At 44.7% G+C, this 15,339-nt stretch carries 13 protein-coding genes; 8 read left to right on the plus strand and 5 right to left on the minus strand.

Features of this window, described 5'->3' with window-relative positions; all coding sequences use genetic code 11:
• Nucleotides 1-2 precede the first annotated feature (2 nt).
• Both RB160_RS08555 and recU read right to left on the minus strand, forming a co-directional pair.
• Nucleotides 3-2,765, minus strand: coding sequence for a PBP1A family penicillin-binding protein (locus tag RB160_RS08555; protein ID WP_316569818.1), 2,763 nt, complete (start codon nt 2,763-2,765; stop codon nt 3-5).
• Between the two features lie 30 nt (nt 2,766-2,795).
• A complete protein-coding gene (gene recU, locus RB160_RS08560) occupies nt 2,796-3,410 on the minus strand; it encodes a Holliday junction resolvase RecU (RefSeq protein WP_316569819.1) in 615 nt (204 codons plus the stop codon).
• A 140-nt stretch (nt 3,411-3,550) separates the two neighbouring features.
• On the opposite strand from recU, the gene RB160_RS08565 reads away from it, so the two are divergent.
• The 3 genes from RB160_RS08565 to RB160_RS08575 all read left to right on the plus strand — a co-directional run bounded on the left by RB160_RS08565 (nt 3,551) and on the right by RB160_RS08575 (nt 5,625).
• Entirely contained in the window at nt 3,551-4,516 is a 966-nt protein-coding gene (locus RB160_RS08565) for a DUF2515 domain-containing protein (protein WP_316569820.1), read from the plus strand.
• A gap of 409 nt (nt 4,517-4,925) precedes the next feature.
• Nucleotides 4,926-5,165, plus strand: a complete 240-nt coding sequence (locus tag RB160_RS08570; RefSeq protein ID WP_316569821.1) for a hypothetical protein — start codon at nt 4,926-4,928, stop codon at nt 5,163-5,165.
• Nucleotides 5,166-5,223: 58 nt separating this feature from the next.
• Complete coding sequence (locus tag RB160_RS08575; RefSeq protein WP_316569822.1) at nt 5,224-5,625, plus strand: DUF1798 family protein; 402 nt, start codon at nt 5,224-5,226, stop codon at nt 5,623-5,625.
• Here the strand turns inward: RB160_RS08575 and yppF are convergent.
• Entirely contained in the window at nt 5,617-5,817 is a 201-nt protein-coding gene (gene yppF, locus RB160_RS08580) for a YppF family protein (protein WP_316569823.1), read from the minus strand. The two genes, RB160_RS08575 and yppF, sit on opposite strands and share 9 nt — an antisense overlap.
• 181 nt (nt 5,818-5,998) lie before the next feature.
• On the opposite strand from yppF, the gene RB160_RS08585 reads away from it, so the two are divergent.
• The 3 genes from RB160_RS08585 to RB160_RS08595 all read left to right on the plus strand — a co-directional run bounded on the left by RB160_RS08585 (nt 5,999) and on the right by RB160_RS08595 (nt 9,892).
• A complete protein-coding gene (locus RB160_RS08585) occupies nt 5,999-6,484 on the plus strand; it encodes a YppG family protein (protein ID WP_316569824.1) in 486 nt (161 codons plus the stop codon).
• 149 nt (nt 6,485-6,633) lie between these two features.
• Nucleotides 6,634-7,497, plus strand: coding sequence for an ABC transporter permease subunit (locus RB160_RS08590; protein ID WP_316569825.1), 864 nt, complete (start codon nt 6,634-6,636; stop codon nt 7,495-7,497).
• Entirely contained in the window at nt 7,490-9,892 is a 2,403-nt protein-coding gene (locus RB160_RS08595) for an ABC transporter permease subunit (RefSeq protein ID WP_316569826.1), read from the plus strand. The genes RB160_RS08590 and RB160_RS08595 overlap by 8 nt, the downstream gene beginning before the upstream one ends.
• 33 nt (nt 9,893-9,925) lie before the next feature.
• Here the strand turns inward: RB160_RS08595 and RB160_RS08600 are convergent, their stop codons facing one another.
• On the minus strand, nt 9,926-10,414 hold the full coding sequence (locus tag RB160_RS08600; protein WP_316569827.1) for an Hsp20/alpha crystallin family protein: 489 nt from the start codon (nt 10,412-10,414) through the stop codon (nt 9,926-9,928).
• A 186-nt stretch (nt 10,415-10,600) separates the two neighbouring features.
• Between RB160_RS08600 and hcp the strand changes: the two genes are divergently transcribed.
• Nucleotides 10,601-11,902 carry a hydroxylamine reductase gene (hcp, locus tag RB160_RS08605; RefSeq protein ID WP_316569828.1) on the plus strand — a complete coding sequence of 434 codons (1,302 nt, stop codon included), beginning with the start codon at nt 10,601-10,603 and terminating at the stop codon, nt 11,900-11,902.
• Between the two features lie 266 nt (nt 11,903-12,168).
• Here the strand turns inward: hcp and RB160_RS08610 are convergent, their stop codons facing one another.
• A complete protein-coding gene (locus tag RB160_RS08610; protein WP_316569829.1) occupies nt 12,169-12,861 on the minus strand; it encodes a Crp/Fnr family transcriptional regulator in 693 nt (230 codons plus the stop codon).
• Nucleotides 12,862-13,047: 186 nt separating this feature from the next.
• Here RB160_RS08610 and RB160_RS08615 point away from each other — a divergent pair, with 186 nt between their 5' ends.
• Complete coding sequence (locus RB160_RS08615; protein WP_316569830.1) at nt 13,048-15,336, plus strand: DEAD/DEAH box helicase; 2,289 nt, start codon at nt 13,048-13,050, stop codon at nt 15,334-15,336.
• The last annotated feature ends 3 nt before the right edge of the window (nt 15,337-15,339 follow it).

Consider the following 15,339-nt stretch of genomic DNA (forward strand, 5'->3'; position numbering starts at 1 on the left):
AATCAGCCTCCGCCGGTACCGCCGCCAGTACCGCCGCCAGTACCGCCGCCAGTACCGCCGCCAGTACCGCCGCCAGTACCGCCGCCAGTTCCTCCACCGGTACCACCACCAGTGCCTCCACCAGTGCCTCCTCCAGTGCCTCCGCCGGTGCCTCCGCCAGTATCTCCACCGGTTCCTCCACCGGTGCCGCCGCCAGTTCCTCCACCGGTATCTCCGCCGGTACCACCGTCGTCACCACCGCCGGTATTGCCTCCATCATCACCGCCGTCGTCACCGCCGCCATCACCGCCATCATTACCGCCGTCATCTCCGTCATCGCCACCGTTGTCTTCCCCGCCGCCAGTTCCTTTTCCTTTCCCTTTCTCATTTTTCTTTTTATTTTCTTTATCATCCTTATCTTCTTTTTCATCACCGGAATTTTGGGTTCCAGGGACTTTAATCGATATGGAAGCAGGGTCACTTGTTTTTCCATCCTTTAAAGCCGATACGGAAATTGTATAGATGGCCCCTGGCTTAACATTTGTTAATTCAAACGAAGTGCCGCTTGATTGGTCAGTCAAAACAGGGTTCCCATTTTCAGAAACGTTGATTGCGAAGCTTGCGCCGCTTTCACTGTAGCTCCAATTTGCTGATATGGAATTGGTTTCGCTGTTGTATTGTGCGCTTAAGCCTTTTGGAGATTCGAGCTTGTCGAATTTTTCTGATACCTGTTTAGGCTTCTTTCCTTTTACTGCATATTCATAGAGTACATGGCTGTCCGGTGTATACTTGCTCGCAAGTTTGGCAGGGACGGACCCTTTTTCAATCCGGACTTTTTCCACACTTTTCGGCATTGTGAAATCAGCCGTTTTCTTTCCTTTAGATACTTGTTTCATTAAATTTTTATAGAGCTGCAGGGCGATTTTTTGATCTTTCCCAGGCTTAATTGGAGTGTTCCTGCTCTCGTAACCGGTCCATACTGCAATCGTATAGTCGGTCGTATAACCCGCGAACCAAGCATCGGGAACAGATTTTTCACTTATGTTCAATTTCCTTAATTCATCGTCTGTATAGTTGGTCGTACCCGTTTTCCCAGCTGCCGGAAGGCCGGGGATTTTCGCCATTGTACCGGTCCCGCCCGGCTCCAAGACACTTTTCAGCATGTCCGTAACCATGAAGGCGGTATAATCCTTCATAACGACCTTCGTTTCGGGGGCCGTATCGATTTCCGTTCCATCCCTAAATTGAATTTTTTTAACGGTATAAGGTTTGGTGTAAAATCCGTTATTCCCGAAAGCGCTGTATGCTCCAGCCAATTGCATTGGGGAAACGCCGTATTTTAATCCGCCGATCGCATACGATTCATATATTTCTTTTAACGGTATGCCAAGATCAACAGCAAATTCTTTTGCCTTTTCGGTGCCAACCTGCTGCAGCGTCTGTACAGCAATTGTATTTTTAGATTTTGCCAGCGCCTGCCTGATGGTCATCCATCCGTCATACTTGTCGTTCCAGTTTCCGAATTCCTTGCCGTCGGAAAACTTGATTTTCTTGTCTTCGAGCATATGGTACGTTCCCCATTGCTTAAATTCAATAGCCGGACCGTAATCGAGAATGGGTTTAATTGTTGACCCGGGCTGCCGTTTTATATCAGTCGCATAGTTGAATCCGCGCTGTACATCCTTATTCCTTCCGCCTCCGATTGCCCGGACCTCTCCTGTTTTTGTATCAAGCATGACAATCCCAGCTTGGAACTTTTCATCGGGAAATTGGACAATGTCGTTAGAATACATCATTTTATCAACATAGTCCTGGGCATCGCGGTCCATAGTTGTATAGATAGTCAACCCATCGGAAAAAATATCAAAATCGCCCGCCTTGTTTACCTCTTCAATGACAGCGTCAACAAAGGAATCATAGGGCTTGTTGTCCTTTTGTCTTTTTTCTTCTGGAATTAGGCTTGATTCCAAAGGAATGCTTTGAGCCTTCTTCATTTGTTCCTTTGAAATAAAACCGTGCTGGTTCATTAGGGACAGAACCGTATTCCTTCTTTTTTCCGCGCGTTCCGGGTGTTCGAAAGGGTTATAGTTGTTTGGGCTTTGCGGCATTCCCGCCAAAAGGGCAGCCTCGTGAAGTTCAAGATCTTTCAGGTCCTTACCGAAGTATTCCTTTGCAGCAGTTTTTACTCCGTGAACACCACGGGACATGTAAATCTTGTTTACATACATTTCGAAAATTTCTTGTTTTGTATACTTTTGTTCAAGTTGATAGGATAGCCAGGCTTCCTGAACCTTCCTCTTAAGTGTTTTATCGTTGGTCAATAAATAGTTTTTGACAACCTGCTGTGTGATCGTCGACGCTCCTTGAGAGCCAAATCCGTCAGTCACGTTGGCAATTACCGCTCCGCCAAGCCGAATCAGGTCAATGCCATGGTGTTGATAGAAGCGGACATCCTCTGTAGCGAGGAAAGCATCTTCGACCAGTTTCGGGATATCCTTGTAATCTACGTAATCCCGTTTAATGGAACCAACTTCCCGAATTGGTTTATTATTGATATCTAGGATTTTAGACGGAATAGGATCCTTTAATAGTTTTTTCTCCAGCTTTGGCGCCCCTTGCACAAGATAGGCGAAGGTAGCTACACCGGAAAGCATGCCAGCAATCCCGATTGCGATAAGAATCAGAAAAATTTTCTTAAATAGGCCTGGATGTTTGGAAGGCGTTTTTTTGCTTGCCTTATTTAATTGCTGCCTGCGTTCCTCCCTGGATTTATAGTTATTTGCCATAAAATTCCTTCCTTTCGTACCTAAACAAATCTAAGATGATAGATTGTAGAGATCATCCAATATTTTAAGATAATCAATACGGGGCTGGAATCCCACTTGGATTTGCCTGCCGGCCCCAGCAATCTCTTCTTTTCTAATCGACTTCCTTCCACCCTGTTCCATCCTTACCCAATAATCCAGGAGACGGGCGGCTTCGAGCAAAAATACTTCATCTGTACTGGCAAACCGGAGGATGACAAATGATATACCACCCTGGCCAAGTACTGCTTCCATATGGCGGATCTGATGTTCGTGAAAGTTTTTCAATGGAAAGGATGATGGATTCCGCGTTTCCTTTGCTTCGAAATCAATGTATTTTCCTTTATAAACGCCATTGTAATCGGTGGTTGACGCCTGTTTGAAATAGGCTTCCTTTATAACAGCGGCGCTCCTTTTTGGATAATCCACTTGGACAATCTGGATTGGAGTCGGCTTTTTATGGATTACAGCAATCCCTCTGCTCAAGTAATAAAGATTGGAATCGTTCAGGTCGTCTTCTAGGGTCATCCCCCTGTTTCCGTAGGATTCGTTTGTTTTCCTTTTAACAGCGGAAACCGAAACAGCCTTTTCGGCGATAAATTTTCTGCCGTTTGGATAATTCACCATGATAAGCACCTCACAAACTAATACCTATCATACCAAATGCGGCTGATTTTTGCTGAATAAATATGAGCAGGACGGCAAATCAATAGAATAGAGATTCGCCGCATCGACATTAGGGTACCACAAAGAAGGATGAAAAAATAATGATGCAAGATTCAGTCCTGATTGAAGAAATCAAACTCAAAACCGCAAAGTGGAATATCGATAATATCACCAGGACAAATGCCTATTTTCGGTTTTTCAAAATGCACCCGGATATTGGCTGGTCCTTTTTAGCAAGCATGGTTTCAAGAAATGGAGGGTGGAATATGTGCGACCTAGAAGGATCGATTTTCCCTCATCTGCTGAAGCCGGCTGCGAGAAAACAGTTATTTCTCACATATGAAAGGGCAAACTGGCTTATTTTCCATGATGTTTTCCCTCAACTCCTTCTCTACCACTATTCGACGAAAATGAATCGGCCCTTGTTTCACCTTTTGAAGCAATTTCGGGTATCTTCTTTTATGCAAAAGGAGTGGCCTGTCTTTTGGGAGAAACAGGATAGCGAGAGACTAACGACTGCATTGATTATCAACGAGCAAAATGTTATACAAAAGCCAATCATTGAGCATCCTTTATACAAAAACAAGGTATTTCTATCCCCCGGGTTTTTCCTGCAGGATTGGATGCATTTTAGTTGTGTCCTTTTTCCAACATGCGGTGGTGAACTTTATGGCGCAAGCGTGTCGGGTTTCAGGAAGGTTGCCAACAGGATTGAACTTGGAAAAAGGCTGGCCAAAATTTTATTTCATCCCAGGCTATTTCAGCATTTCCTCGAGTTTGCCGAGAAAACCGCGCACACTGGGTCGAGGCATGACTTTGAGCAGTACTTTAAACAAAAAGTTCAAAGGCAAACGCCATTCCTTCGGGCGACTTATCCTGTGATTGAGCATAACCGACATGAGTATTCCGATTGGAGCATAGGAAGGCTTTTCCCAACGCCCGTATTATTCCTCCCAGCGAAAGAAAAAGGAACGATCCATCTAACAGATTGGTATATCACAAAAAGGGATCAGCTTTATTTATTGGTTGCTCTTAAAAAAGCTCTTAACCTCGATTGGAAATTGTAATTTTTTAAGCAAAAAAAGCAAGGGAATCCAATCCTTGCTTTTTTTGCATAAAGGAAATTGGCAGGCTTGTTCCCCTTGGGGAAGGGGCCAAGCACGCTATTCCGCAGGCCTGTTCTCACCAATCAGCTTTTTGTCCCCATATCCAACTTTTCTTGGTTCCTGTCCCTTTTGGTTTTTCTTTTCATTACCCTTTTTTTTCATGGCTGAAACACCTCCACTACTATCATGCCCCATGCCAAAATTCCTTGCCGGGTTTCTGTCGATTTTTTCGGGAAAAGAGGGAGAAAAAAGAGGAAATTCCACTACCTTTGCCGGTTTCCTTCTAGTTTTGCCAGGTAGACAGGAAACTTGATTTCAACGAAGAATATCCTATGTATCAAATTGAAAAGGGGTGTTCGGGGTGGAGGGAATGATGGCGCAAAGGGATTTGCTGCTTCAAAAGCTTTCGGAAATCAGTAGCGGCTTGGAAAAACTCGAGGCTGCGATGGAAAGTGCATATTCGGGGGTAAAGGAAGAACTAATCGAAAAGAAAACAAGGGACTTGGAGGAACTCGATGCGGCAATGCTTCGTTTGGAACAATTGGCCGATAAGCAAAGAACCCCGGTGCTAAAACACCAAACGCTTGATTTAAGCTATTCGGGGAGATAAACTAATACTAAAATTCACAGCCATCCAGAAATGGCTGTTTTTCTTATTGGAGGAAAATATGCCTGAAACACTGGAATCCCTAACCGCAAAGTTAATTGATTATAACAGGAAAGCCAACGAGACTTTTACCAAAACAAGGGAACGGAATGCCGATGGCGACTTTTTTCAGGAAGTAAAACCTTTTGCCGATGAGGTGAAGAGGGCGAGTGACAGATGGAGGGAGGAGGCTTCCAGACAGGCTGAGTTCCTTTCAGGAGTTGGCATTACCCAGAGGCAAATTGAGATGGCTGCCGAGCATATTGAAAAGCTTTCGATTCAGGCTTTTTTTGTAAAGACCAGCCGGTATACGTTTGTCAATTCAAGCAGGACAGTCGATTTTACACTTCATGATTTAATGGAAAAATTGCGGCGCAGCCAACCCAGCGAACCCGCCGGCGGGGCGGGTGATCGCTTACGTTAAAAGTTTATCAGTGGCGCAACCGGGTACGGTTGCTCCCTCCGCTTCAAGATCGCGAATTAGCCGCCTGAATTCCATTGCAGAAATTGCGTTTTCTACATAGAGCCTCCTGGCATAGTCCCTTAAGTCATTGGCACATGCCTCATTATTGCCATGGCTTTGCATAAAAATGGCCTTCAACTTTAAAGTATCCATTCATAGCGCCCCTTTCAACTTTTTTCCATCTTACCACGGCTCGGGCTAGAATCGCTTTTTTTCAAAAATTGAAACTTCCGACAACTAACTCCACATTCCGACATCCCTAAACTGATGCACCACGTTTCGTTCGTGACATATTGTATAGTAAATAAAGTCGTGCAAGGAGAAGGAGGAAGAGATGCGTTTCAATCGGGACCATTCACGCAATTACATGCTACAAGGAATGCCACAGCCAATGATGCCCCAACATCAGCCATACGGATTTTATCCTCCGAAGCATATGGACATCGGTATGGGGCAACCGTTCTACCAGGGCGGTTTTTACACAGGAAACTCCTCCCCGTCTGGAGGTTTATATGGCCAACCTCATGGTTACTACGGGGAACAGGGCAGCCATTTCCTTTTTCAAAATCCCCTTGAAGCGGGTGGAGGTGACGTACAGGCTCCCCAAACAGGCTTTAACCCTTATTTTCCGATGAATCCGTATCCAAAAAACCATTTGCAGCCCAAGCAGCCAGGTGCGATGTCGGTCTTGAATTCATTCAAATCACAGGATGGCTCATTGGATATTACAAAAATGGTTAATACGGCCGGCCAGGCAATCAATGCAGTAAGCCAAGCAACCTCACTTCTAAAAGGCCTTGGCGGGGTTTTTAAAGCGTAAGGACGGAAAACAGCAAACCGCTGTTTTCTTTTTTTTATCTTTTCATTTAATTTCAGTTATGTTACGTTGAAATATGCCAATTGTTAAAATTGTAGGATATTTGTAACATTCTGAAAACACATACGTCCATTTTGGAGGGGGGGTTCAATATGATACGGTTTTTCCAGCAAGGGATTATCATAATCATCCTTATCCTGTTTCTCGCGGCTTTTCCTTCATTCCTGCAAATAGACTACAGTACGCAGTCACTAAAATGGAATTTTGAACAAGCTCCCGAGTTGTTTGGCTCGTTTTTCAGCCATATTTTTAGCGGTGGCCTCGGTACATATGAATTAGCGGGAAGGGAACGGCCCATATCGGAAGACATCGGAGACAATTTTATGACGAGCCTCAAAATAATCCTTGCGGGTGTTGGCATTGGAGTTGTATTCAGCCTCATTTTCGGGATCTTCATAAGCCGTTTCAGGTTGACAAGGCTAGTAAACGCCATACTCAATCTTTTTGCAGCTGTTCCTGATTTTATTCTGATCATTGTTTCACTCATTTTGGCCATTAAATTTTATAAAGCAACGGGAATCAGGATTGTATCCCTAACCCCAAACGCGAGCGCTCTAAATATTTGGTTCCCAATGCTTCTGACGTCGATTGCGCCGTCGCTCTATTTATTCAAGATAGTGGCTGTGAAATATTACCAGACGAGCGGGGAGGACTTTGTCAGAACGGCGGTTGCGAAAGGCTTGAGAGTAAATTATATTAACTTCCAGCATGTTTTCAAAAATATTGAACCTTTTATTAAAGCTGAATTAACCAAAGCGATTTCATTGGCAGTCGGAAATCTTTTTATTATCGAGTACTTAATGAATGTCCCGGGCATTACGAAATTCATTTTTCAAAACGGGGAGATACAGCCGGTTGCCATCGGACTTTTTTCAATGCTGCTTATGTCCCTGATTACATATGCCTCAATCAGGATGGCCATCTATCTATTCAAACGGGGTTTTATCTATGAATAAGCTTTTCCGGATAAATTATTCATATTATATAGGCGTTACATTCGTCGCCATCCTTCTGTTTCTAGCCGCATATGGCGGAATTCTCGCACCTTACAGCCTTTCAGAACAATTGGAAGCCAAGTATGTAGGCGGAACCATTATTGCCCCGCCAATTGAACCATTCACTATGAAAGAATACCCACTAGGAACGAACAGGTGGGGATATGACCTTTTGACCCTTATTCTTCATGGCATTCGGTATACTGTGCTGATATCACTCGCGGTTACCGTTTTAAAAATGGCGATGGGAACTCTAATTGGACTTTACGTCGGTACAATGAAACGTGTCCCCGGCTGGTTGGAGGCATTTGAAAATGCATGGAGCTATGTGCCTTTATTCATTATCCTGTATTTCTTCCTTATCCCAATTAGCTTTAACCCTGTACTTAAGCCAATCAAATTAATCGTTTATTTCATTATTGTTGCCGCGGTGATCAGTACCCCGAGCATCATTTCTTCTGTAAGGAAAAAAACTGAGGAAATCAACAAGTCCATTTTTGTCGAGGCTGCGAGCAGCCTTGGGGCAGGAAGGAACAGGATTATATGGCGGCATATTTTCCCGCAAATGAAGGAGTCGCTCACAATCATGTTCATCCTGGAAATCGTATATGTCATAACGATTATGGGACAGCTCGCCCTCGTCAATATTTTCGTAGGCGGCACGATTATGACCAGGGATCCTGTGATGTATTTTTCGATTACGAATGAACTGGCGGGATTAGTCGGCCAGGCGAGGGTGAATGTGTACGGTACCTTTCACGTCCTCCTTGTTCCATTGGCAGTCCTTTTGGCAACAACTCTTTCCTTCAGCCTGCTGGCAAATGGATTGAAAAATCGATTCCAGTCCAATTATCAGCGGATGCCATGGATAAAGACGGGGTTTGAACCGGTCCTTCAGCCTAAGCGGAAGGAATATGGGAAGGGTCTGAAATTATGGCCGCTAAAAGGAGAAAGGCTTTTTTATGCAATCCTCGCTGCCATTTTTGTTTTCTCAGGTACATTTGTATATGCGACACGGAATAACGACGTAGGCGTGAAAAATTATAGCCAGGCCAAATATGACCTCAATGTAAAAATGAACGAATTTGGAGAGTTTGACATTCAAGCAAAAGTAAACGTTAAAAACATGTCGGAGAAGGATTGGGACGAACTAGTTTTCTACTTTATCCCGAATTCGTTTGCCGAAGGACACCCATTTGAAACCATTAAAGGGCACTCCACTGTCAATTTTACTTCCGTTTTAATTGATGGCAACAAAGCTTCTTATACACTTGAAAATGATACCTTGAAAGTTCAGCTGCCTAAGAAATTGCGCAAAGGACGAAAAGCTGAAGCGGCTTTTTCCTATACCCTTGAATTGCCTGAGGAAGGAAGCAGGCTGTCAAGGGTCGGGGATCAATTTTATCTCGCCCAATGGTATCCAATGCTTGCCACTTTCCAAGACGGGCAATGGAATAAAGGTGAATTTACAAACGGGCTTGAAACATTCCATACCGGGTTTTCCGATTATACTGTTAAATATGAACTTCCAAAAGGTTATTCGTTTATTTCTTCTTCTGATGATGATCCTCTGGCCCAAACCCGGAAAGGGGAAGTCGAGGCAAAAGAAGTGAGGGACTTCTTTATTGCCATCACAAGTGACATGAAGGTTTACAACACTGAGTCAAATGGAGTTTCAATCAGGCTATTTACAAAAGAGGACCATAACCGGGATCCGAAAGAGGCGCTACAGCTTGCTAAAAACACGCTCTCTTTTTATCAGGAAAATATCGGCGAGTATCCGCATAAACAGCTAGATATTGTCCTCGATCTTGGCCAGAACATGGAATATCCGGGAATCGTTACAGTGAATCCTTACCATGATTTTGATAAATTTTTCAAAATCGCCATCGTCCACGAAATTGCCCACCAGTATTTTTATGGGGTTGTCGCGAATGACCCATTTAATGAACCATGGATTGATGAAGGGTTTACAGAGTTTGCGGCCAATATGTACTTCTACATACAGGAGGATGAACCGCTGGGAATTGCCCAAGAGCTGTCGAATAACAGAATGAGAAGCATACAGCAGGCAAATATCATACGCCAATACTCAAATACCCCGGTGGACCAAATCAAGCACACCGGCTTTGTTTACGGACAGCCTGCCATAAAGTTGTTCAAGCTAGTCGAGGATAATTATTATGTTAGGGATGACGGTGACGTGAAGAAAACCGCCATGCAATACTTATCCGACTATTATAACCACTTCAAATATAAGGAAGTCGATACGCAGGAATTCCTGAGGTTCACAATGGATTATTTTAAAGTGCCACGGGGTTACTTCAATGATTGGCTTGATACTTCAAGAGAATAATGAATAGGGTGCGGCCATTGCCGCACCCTATTTTTATCCTTCAATCCGCAGCTGTTTGCCTTTGTCAATCGGAAGGCGAATCGTCAATAAACCATTCCGAAAGGTTGCTTTTCCCTTTTGCTCGAGAACCGCTTTTGGAAAGGATATTGACCTTGAATCAAGTTTTTTCGTCACCCTCCGCCTAAAACTTCCATCAGCATCATCGGACTTGGTAAGCTCCTCGCGATTTTCCACCGCAATCACAACACGGTCCCGGAAGATGCCAATTTGTATTTGTTCCCGGGCAACCCCCGGGAGTTCAGCGGTAACGATGTATTCTTGAGCCGTTTCTTCCACATCCACATGAAAAGGGACAGCTGAAAACGGCATTTGGAAAAACTCATCAATTGACTGCAAAAAACCTTTTACAGGTGGGTAATGAAAAAAGTCATTGAATGAGCGGATAACTGTATCAAAAGGGTCGGTTGGCACCCTAGCCGGTTTTCTTTCATTGTTTTTTTTCTGTAAATCGTCTTCAGGCATATTGGTTCCCCCACTTCCACAGGTTTTCTACCACATCCTATGTACGCTCCAAGAAAGAAGTGAAACGATCGAAGGGAAGTATGAACGATTTTTGACATTCGAAAATATGTGATGTTTGTCACAGGAATCTCAGTGTGCACCGTATTATTCTAGGATAGTAGTTATCGAAGAAAGTAGGGAAACAGTATGTTTTGTTATCAATGTGAACAAACTCCGAGTGGAGGCTGCAAAGTCATCGGCGTATGCGGTAAGGACGAGACGATTGCCAGCCTTCAGGACACCATCATTTTCGCGTTAAAGGGAATCGCTGCCTATCGGACGCATGCCAACCAGCTTGGCTATACAGATCCATTCGTTGATGCAGTTACTCATGAGGCACTTTACCTGACGCTGACAAATTCAAACTTTAAAGTAGAGGAACATATTGATATGGCCATGAAAGTTGGCCGTTCCGCAGTTCGTGTAATGGAAATGCTCGATGAGGCCCATACGAAGCGCCTTGGCATTCCTGAACCAATCCGGATTAGCCAGAACAAAGTCGAGGGAAAAGCGATTGTTGTAACTGGCCACAACCTTTTTGCCCTTGAGGAACTTCTGCGCCAGACGGAAGGAAAAGGCATCAATGTTTATACCCATTCGGAAATGCTGCCAGCCCACGGATATCCTGCTTTGAAAAAATTCAGCCATTTGAAAGGCAATATCGGGAAGGCCTGGTATGACCAACGCCGACTTTTCGAAAAGTTCCCGGGTGCGATACTTGCCACTACGAACTGTGTTATGCCAATCAAAGGAAGCTATGCTGACAGGATGTTTTCGTATGAAGTGGCCGGCCTTGAAAATGTCCGGAAAATCGAAAATGACGATTTCAGTCCGCTGATTGAAAGGGCGCTGGAACTCCCGGAAGCTGCAATCGAATCGGATGAAACCCTCCTTACAGGCTTCCACCATGAAACTGTCCTTGGCCTTGCACCGGAAGTGATTGCCGCCGTTAAAGAAGGTAAAATCAAACGGTTCTTTGTAATAGCTGGATGCGATGCGCCAGGCAAAGGCGGGGAATATTACCGTGAACTTGCGACTTCATTGCCGCCGGAAACAGTAATCCTAACAACATCTTGCGGCAAGTTCCGCTTCAATGATGTGGATTATGGCGTAGTGCCTGGCACAAATATTCCACGTTATATCGACCTAGGCCAGTGCAATAATTCCGGTTCGACGGTAAAGATTGCACTCGCGCTTGCGGATGCGTTTGGATGTGAAGTAAATGAACTGCCGGTCAGCATTGTCCTTTCCTGGTTTGAACAAAAGGCGGTTGCCATTTTGCTTGGATTATTCAGCTTGGGAATCAAAGATATCCGCATCGGACCGAAACCGCCGGAATTCATTTCGCCTGGAGTTCTTGAAGTGCTTCAAAATGCATTCAATCTAAAACTGATTGGCAATGCCCAGGAAGACATGAATGAAATGCTTCAGCTATCTGAAGTGAAATAGGATAAAACGTTAAACAATTGGGCTTTTAACCCCGTATAAAAAACCGCAGGCCAATAATGCCTGCGGTTTTTGTGCTTATCAGGATTATCTTTGCGGACAACTAGTAAAACGTTCGTCTAAGCCAGATCCACAAGATTTGCCCTCTTTGAATGATTTGATTGGCGTGGTATTCGGATTTTAGCCGCTCGATCAATGCCACTTAACAAGATTTGAGTGGCATTCTTTTTGGATTTTACCGATTCTATCTCTCATGTGGATTTCCGTGGTTAATAAATTTCCTCGAGGAGGCTCTCCGGACTAAAGTGCATATTTCCCCGGCTGTCCACTTTAATCAGGTTATCCTTCTTCAGTTTTGTCAAAGTTCGGCTTACGGTTTCCCTGGTCGTGCCAATCATATTGGCCAAATCCCTGTTCGTGAATTCAGCTTTCAGAAAAATCGCGCCGTCCGGCTGTACAGTGCCATGATTTTTTCCTAGCCTGACTAGCAATTTGATGATTTGCTCGTTTGTATTGTTCAAGATTTGCTCTTCAAGCCTGTTTTGCAAATCGACTATTTTCTCTCCAAGGACCCGGAACAGTTTGATACAAAGCTCAGGGTTGTCAATAAGGACCTTTTCGAACTCTGCAATCGGGACAACAACAAGAGTCGACGGCTCGAGCACTTCCGCATAAGCAGGATAGGCTCCCTTCCGGAAAAACCCGACATGCGGGAACATATCCCCTTTTTTTTGAATGGAAACGATTTGCTCTTTGCCATTTACATCACTTTTATAAATTTTAATTTTACCATTGGAAACGAAGTAGACATTTTTCAGGGGATCGTCCTGCATGAACACATGAGTTCCCTTGCTGAATTCCCTGGAAAGGGAGATTTCGGCGATTTTATCCAATTCATGATCTTCAAGTTCCCGGAAGATAGGAAACCAAGACAAAACCTTTTTAATTGTTTCGGCTTTCAACTTCTTCACCTCAAGAATTTGCTTTCTACTTAGTATTTTACCAGATTGCAAGGAATTGGCTACTTCGAGAGAAAAAAGTCAATTTTACCTGGTTTTATTTTCCTGTTGGAATCTTCCGGGAATAGAAAGATTTTGCTTTGTAAACGAACGTCCATTCGCTAGAATAGGAATATGGGGGGGATGAACATGAACCTTAGGAAAAACCTTCAGGAAATACTCGAAAAACTTAAGCTGGACGGAGAGTATAAAGAAAATATTGTCCATTGGCACACAATAGATGAAAAACCGGCGAGGACAGTACCGCTCCCGGAAAATATAAATCAGCATTTAAAGGATGCCCTGCAGAATAGGGGTATCGGGGAGCTTTATACCCACCAACGGACGGCTTTTGAAAAAGCAAGGGCTGGCAAGAATATTGTAGCCGTCACGCCGACCGCCTCGGGAAAGACGCTTTGTTACAATTTGCCGGTACTTGACACGATTATCAACGAATCAAACACCCGTGCCCTTTATATGTTTCCAACAAAGGCGCTTGCTCAGGACCAGAAAAGCGAAATCAACGAGCTCATACAGGAAGCCGGGTTGGATATTAACAGCTATACGTATGACGGCGATACCCCGGCGAACATCAGGCAGCGGGTAAGGAAAGCGGGACATATTGTCATTACAAACCCGGACATGCTTCATAGCGCCATTTTGCCCCATCACACAAAGTGGGTTTCTTTGTTTGAGAATTTGAAGTATGTCGTCATTGATGAGCTGCATACATACAGGGGGGTGTTCGGCAGCCATGTCGCGAACGTAATACGCAGGCTGAAACGGATTTGCAATTATTACGGGAGCGACCCTGTTTTTATTTGCACGTCTGCAACGATTGCTAATCCCGTTGAGCTTGCCGAGGCCTTGACGGAAACAAAGATGGAGTTGATTGACAATAACGGGGCGCCGACAGGCCGGAAGCATTTTGTATTTTACAATCCTCCGATCGTCAATAAGCCGCTCAACATTAGAAGGAGCGCCACGCTTGAAGTGAGGAGGATAGCGGGCGAGCTTTTAAAAAATAAAATTCAAACGATTGTTTTTGCAAGGAGCAGGGTGAGGGTTGAAATTATCTTAACCTATTTACAAGAACTCGTTAAAAACCAGCTTGGGCCGAAATCAATCATGGGCTACAGGGGCGGTTATCTGCCGACCGAAAGGCGCCGTATTGAAAAAGGCCTGCGTACCGGGGAAATTTACGGTGTTGTGAGCACAAACGCCCTTGAACTTGGGGTTGATATCGGGCAGCTCCAGGTGTGCATCATGACAGGCTACCCTGGTACCATTTCAAGCGCCTGGCAGCAGGCGGGAAGGGCTGGGAGGAGGCATGGTGAATCGCTTGTTATCATGGTTGCCAGCTCCAGCCCGCTCGACCAATATGTAATCCAGCATCCTGATTATTTTTTCAACAAAAGCCCTGAAACGGCAAGGATCAATCCGGATAACCTGATCATCCTGATCGACCATCTAAAATGCGCGTCCTATGAGCTCCCTTTTAAAAAAGAAGAATCTTTTGGCAGCTTTGAAACGGAAGAACTGCTTGAATATTTAACAGAGGAACGGGTGCTTTATAAAAACGGAGACAAATGGTATTGGATGAATGATTCATTCCCGGCTCATAACATAAGCCTTAGATCCGCATCCCAGGAAAATGTCATTATCGTTGACCAATCCGATGTCGCCCATGTAAAAGTAATTGGGGAAATGGACACCTTTTCAGCCATGACACTCCTTCATGACGAAGCGATCTATTTGCACCAGGGAATCCAATATCAGGTTGAAAAGCTTGATTGGGACGAGAAAAAGGCTTTTGTAAGGGAAGTCGACGTTGATTACTTTACCGACGCCAATCTGGCCGTCCAGCTGAAGGTTTTGGAAGTGGACAGAATTTCGGAACGGAAGGGCGCAGAGGTTGGCTATGGCGATGTCAGCGTTAGGGCAATGGCGACCATTTTTAAGAAAATAAAGTTCGAAACGCATGATAACATAGGCTCCGGACCGATTTTTCTCCCTGAGGCGGAGTTGCACACAAACGCAGCCTGGATTTCCCTTCTCGAGCCGCTTGATGGGATGGGGCATGAACGGCTTGAGCAGGGCCTGGTCGGCGCCGCCCATGCGCTTTCCCATATCGCGCCTTTGTTCGTAATGGCAGATCCACAGGATATCCATGTTGTACCGCAGGTAAAGGCAGACCATAATGAAAAGCCGACGATTTTCTTTTATGACCGTTACCCTGGAGGAATCGGGCTAAGCGATAAAATTTATTCTGGAATCGGGACAGTGCTCGAAGAAGCCCGTTCACTGATCAGCAATTGCCGATGTGAAAGCGGGTGTCCGTCCTGCATAGGCATGGACACCTCGGCTATAACGGCCAAAAAGGACGCATTGAACATAATCGGTGTATATCTCGATTCGGCCAAGGAGGAACGGATTTAGGAA

The organism is Neobacillus sp. YIM B06451 (genome assembly GCF_032667185.1).
Lineage (GTDB): Bacteria > Bacillota > Bacilli > Bacillales > Cytobacillaceae > Bacillus_D.

Excerpts from the sequence above, each read along its gene's own strand:
- RB160_RS08555 (WP_316569818.1), bottom strand. The coding sequence starts at position 2,765 with ATGGCAAATAACTATAAATCCAGGGAGGAACGCAGGCAGCAATTAAAT.
- recU (WP_316569819.1), bottom strand. The coding sequence starts at position 3,410 with ATGGTGAATTATCCAAACGGCAGAAAATTTATCGCCGAAAAGGCTGTT.
- RB160_RS08565 (WP_316569820.1), top strand. The coding sequence starts at position 3,551 with ATGATGCAAGATTCAGTCCTGATTGAAGAAATCAAACTCAAAACCGCA.
- RB160_RS08570 (WP_316569821.1), top strand. The coding sequence starts at position 4,926 with ATGATGGCGCAAAGGGATTTGCTGCTTCAAAAGCTTTCGGAAATCAGT.
- RB160_RS08575 (WP_316569822.1), top strand. The coding sequence starts at position 5,224 with ATGCCTGAAACACTGGAATCCCTAACCGCAAAGTTAATTGATTATAAC.
- yppF (WP_316569823.1), bottom strand. The coding sequence starts at position 5,817 with ATGGATACTTTAAAGTTGAAGGCCATTTTTATGCAAAGCCATGGCAAT.
- RB160_RS08585 (WP_316569824.1), top strand. The coding sequence starts at position 5,999 with ATGCGTTTCAATCGGGACCATTCACGCAATTACATGCTACAAGGAATG.
- RB160_RS08590 (WP_316569825.1), top strand. The coding sequence starts at position 6,634 with ATGATACGGTTTTTCCAGCAAGGGATTATCATAATCATCCTTATCCTG.
- RB160_RS08595 (WP_316569826.1), top strand. The coding sequence starts at position 7,490 with ATGAATAAGCTTTTCCGGATAAATTATTCATATTATATAGGCGTTACA.
- RB160_RS08600 (WP_316569827.1), bottom strand. The coding sequence starts at position 10,414 with ATGCCTGAAGACGATTTACAGAAAAAAAACAATGAAAGAAAACCGGCT.
- hcp (WP_316569828.1), top strand. The coding sequence starts at position 10,601 with ATGTTTTGTTATCAATGTGAACAAACTCCGAGTGGAGGCTGCAAAGTC.
- RB160_RS08615 (WP_316569830.1), top strand. The coding sequence starts at position 13,048 with ATGAACCTTAGGAAAAACCTTCAGGAAATACTCGAAAAACTTAAGCTG.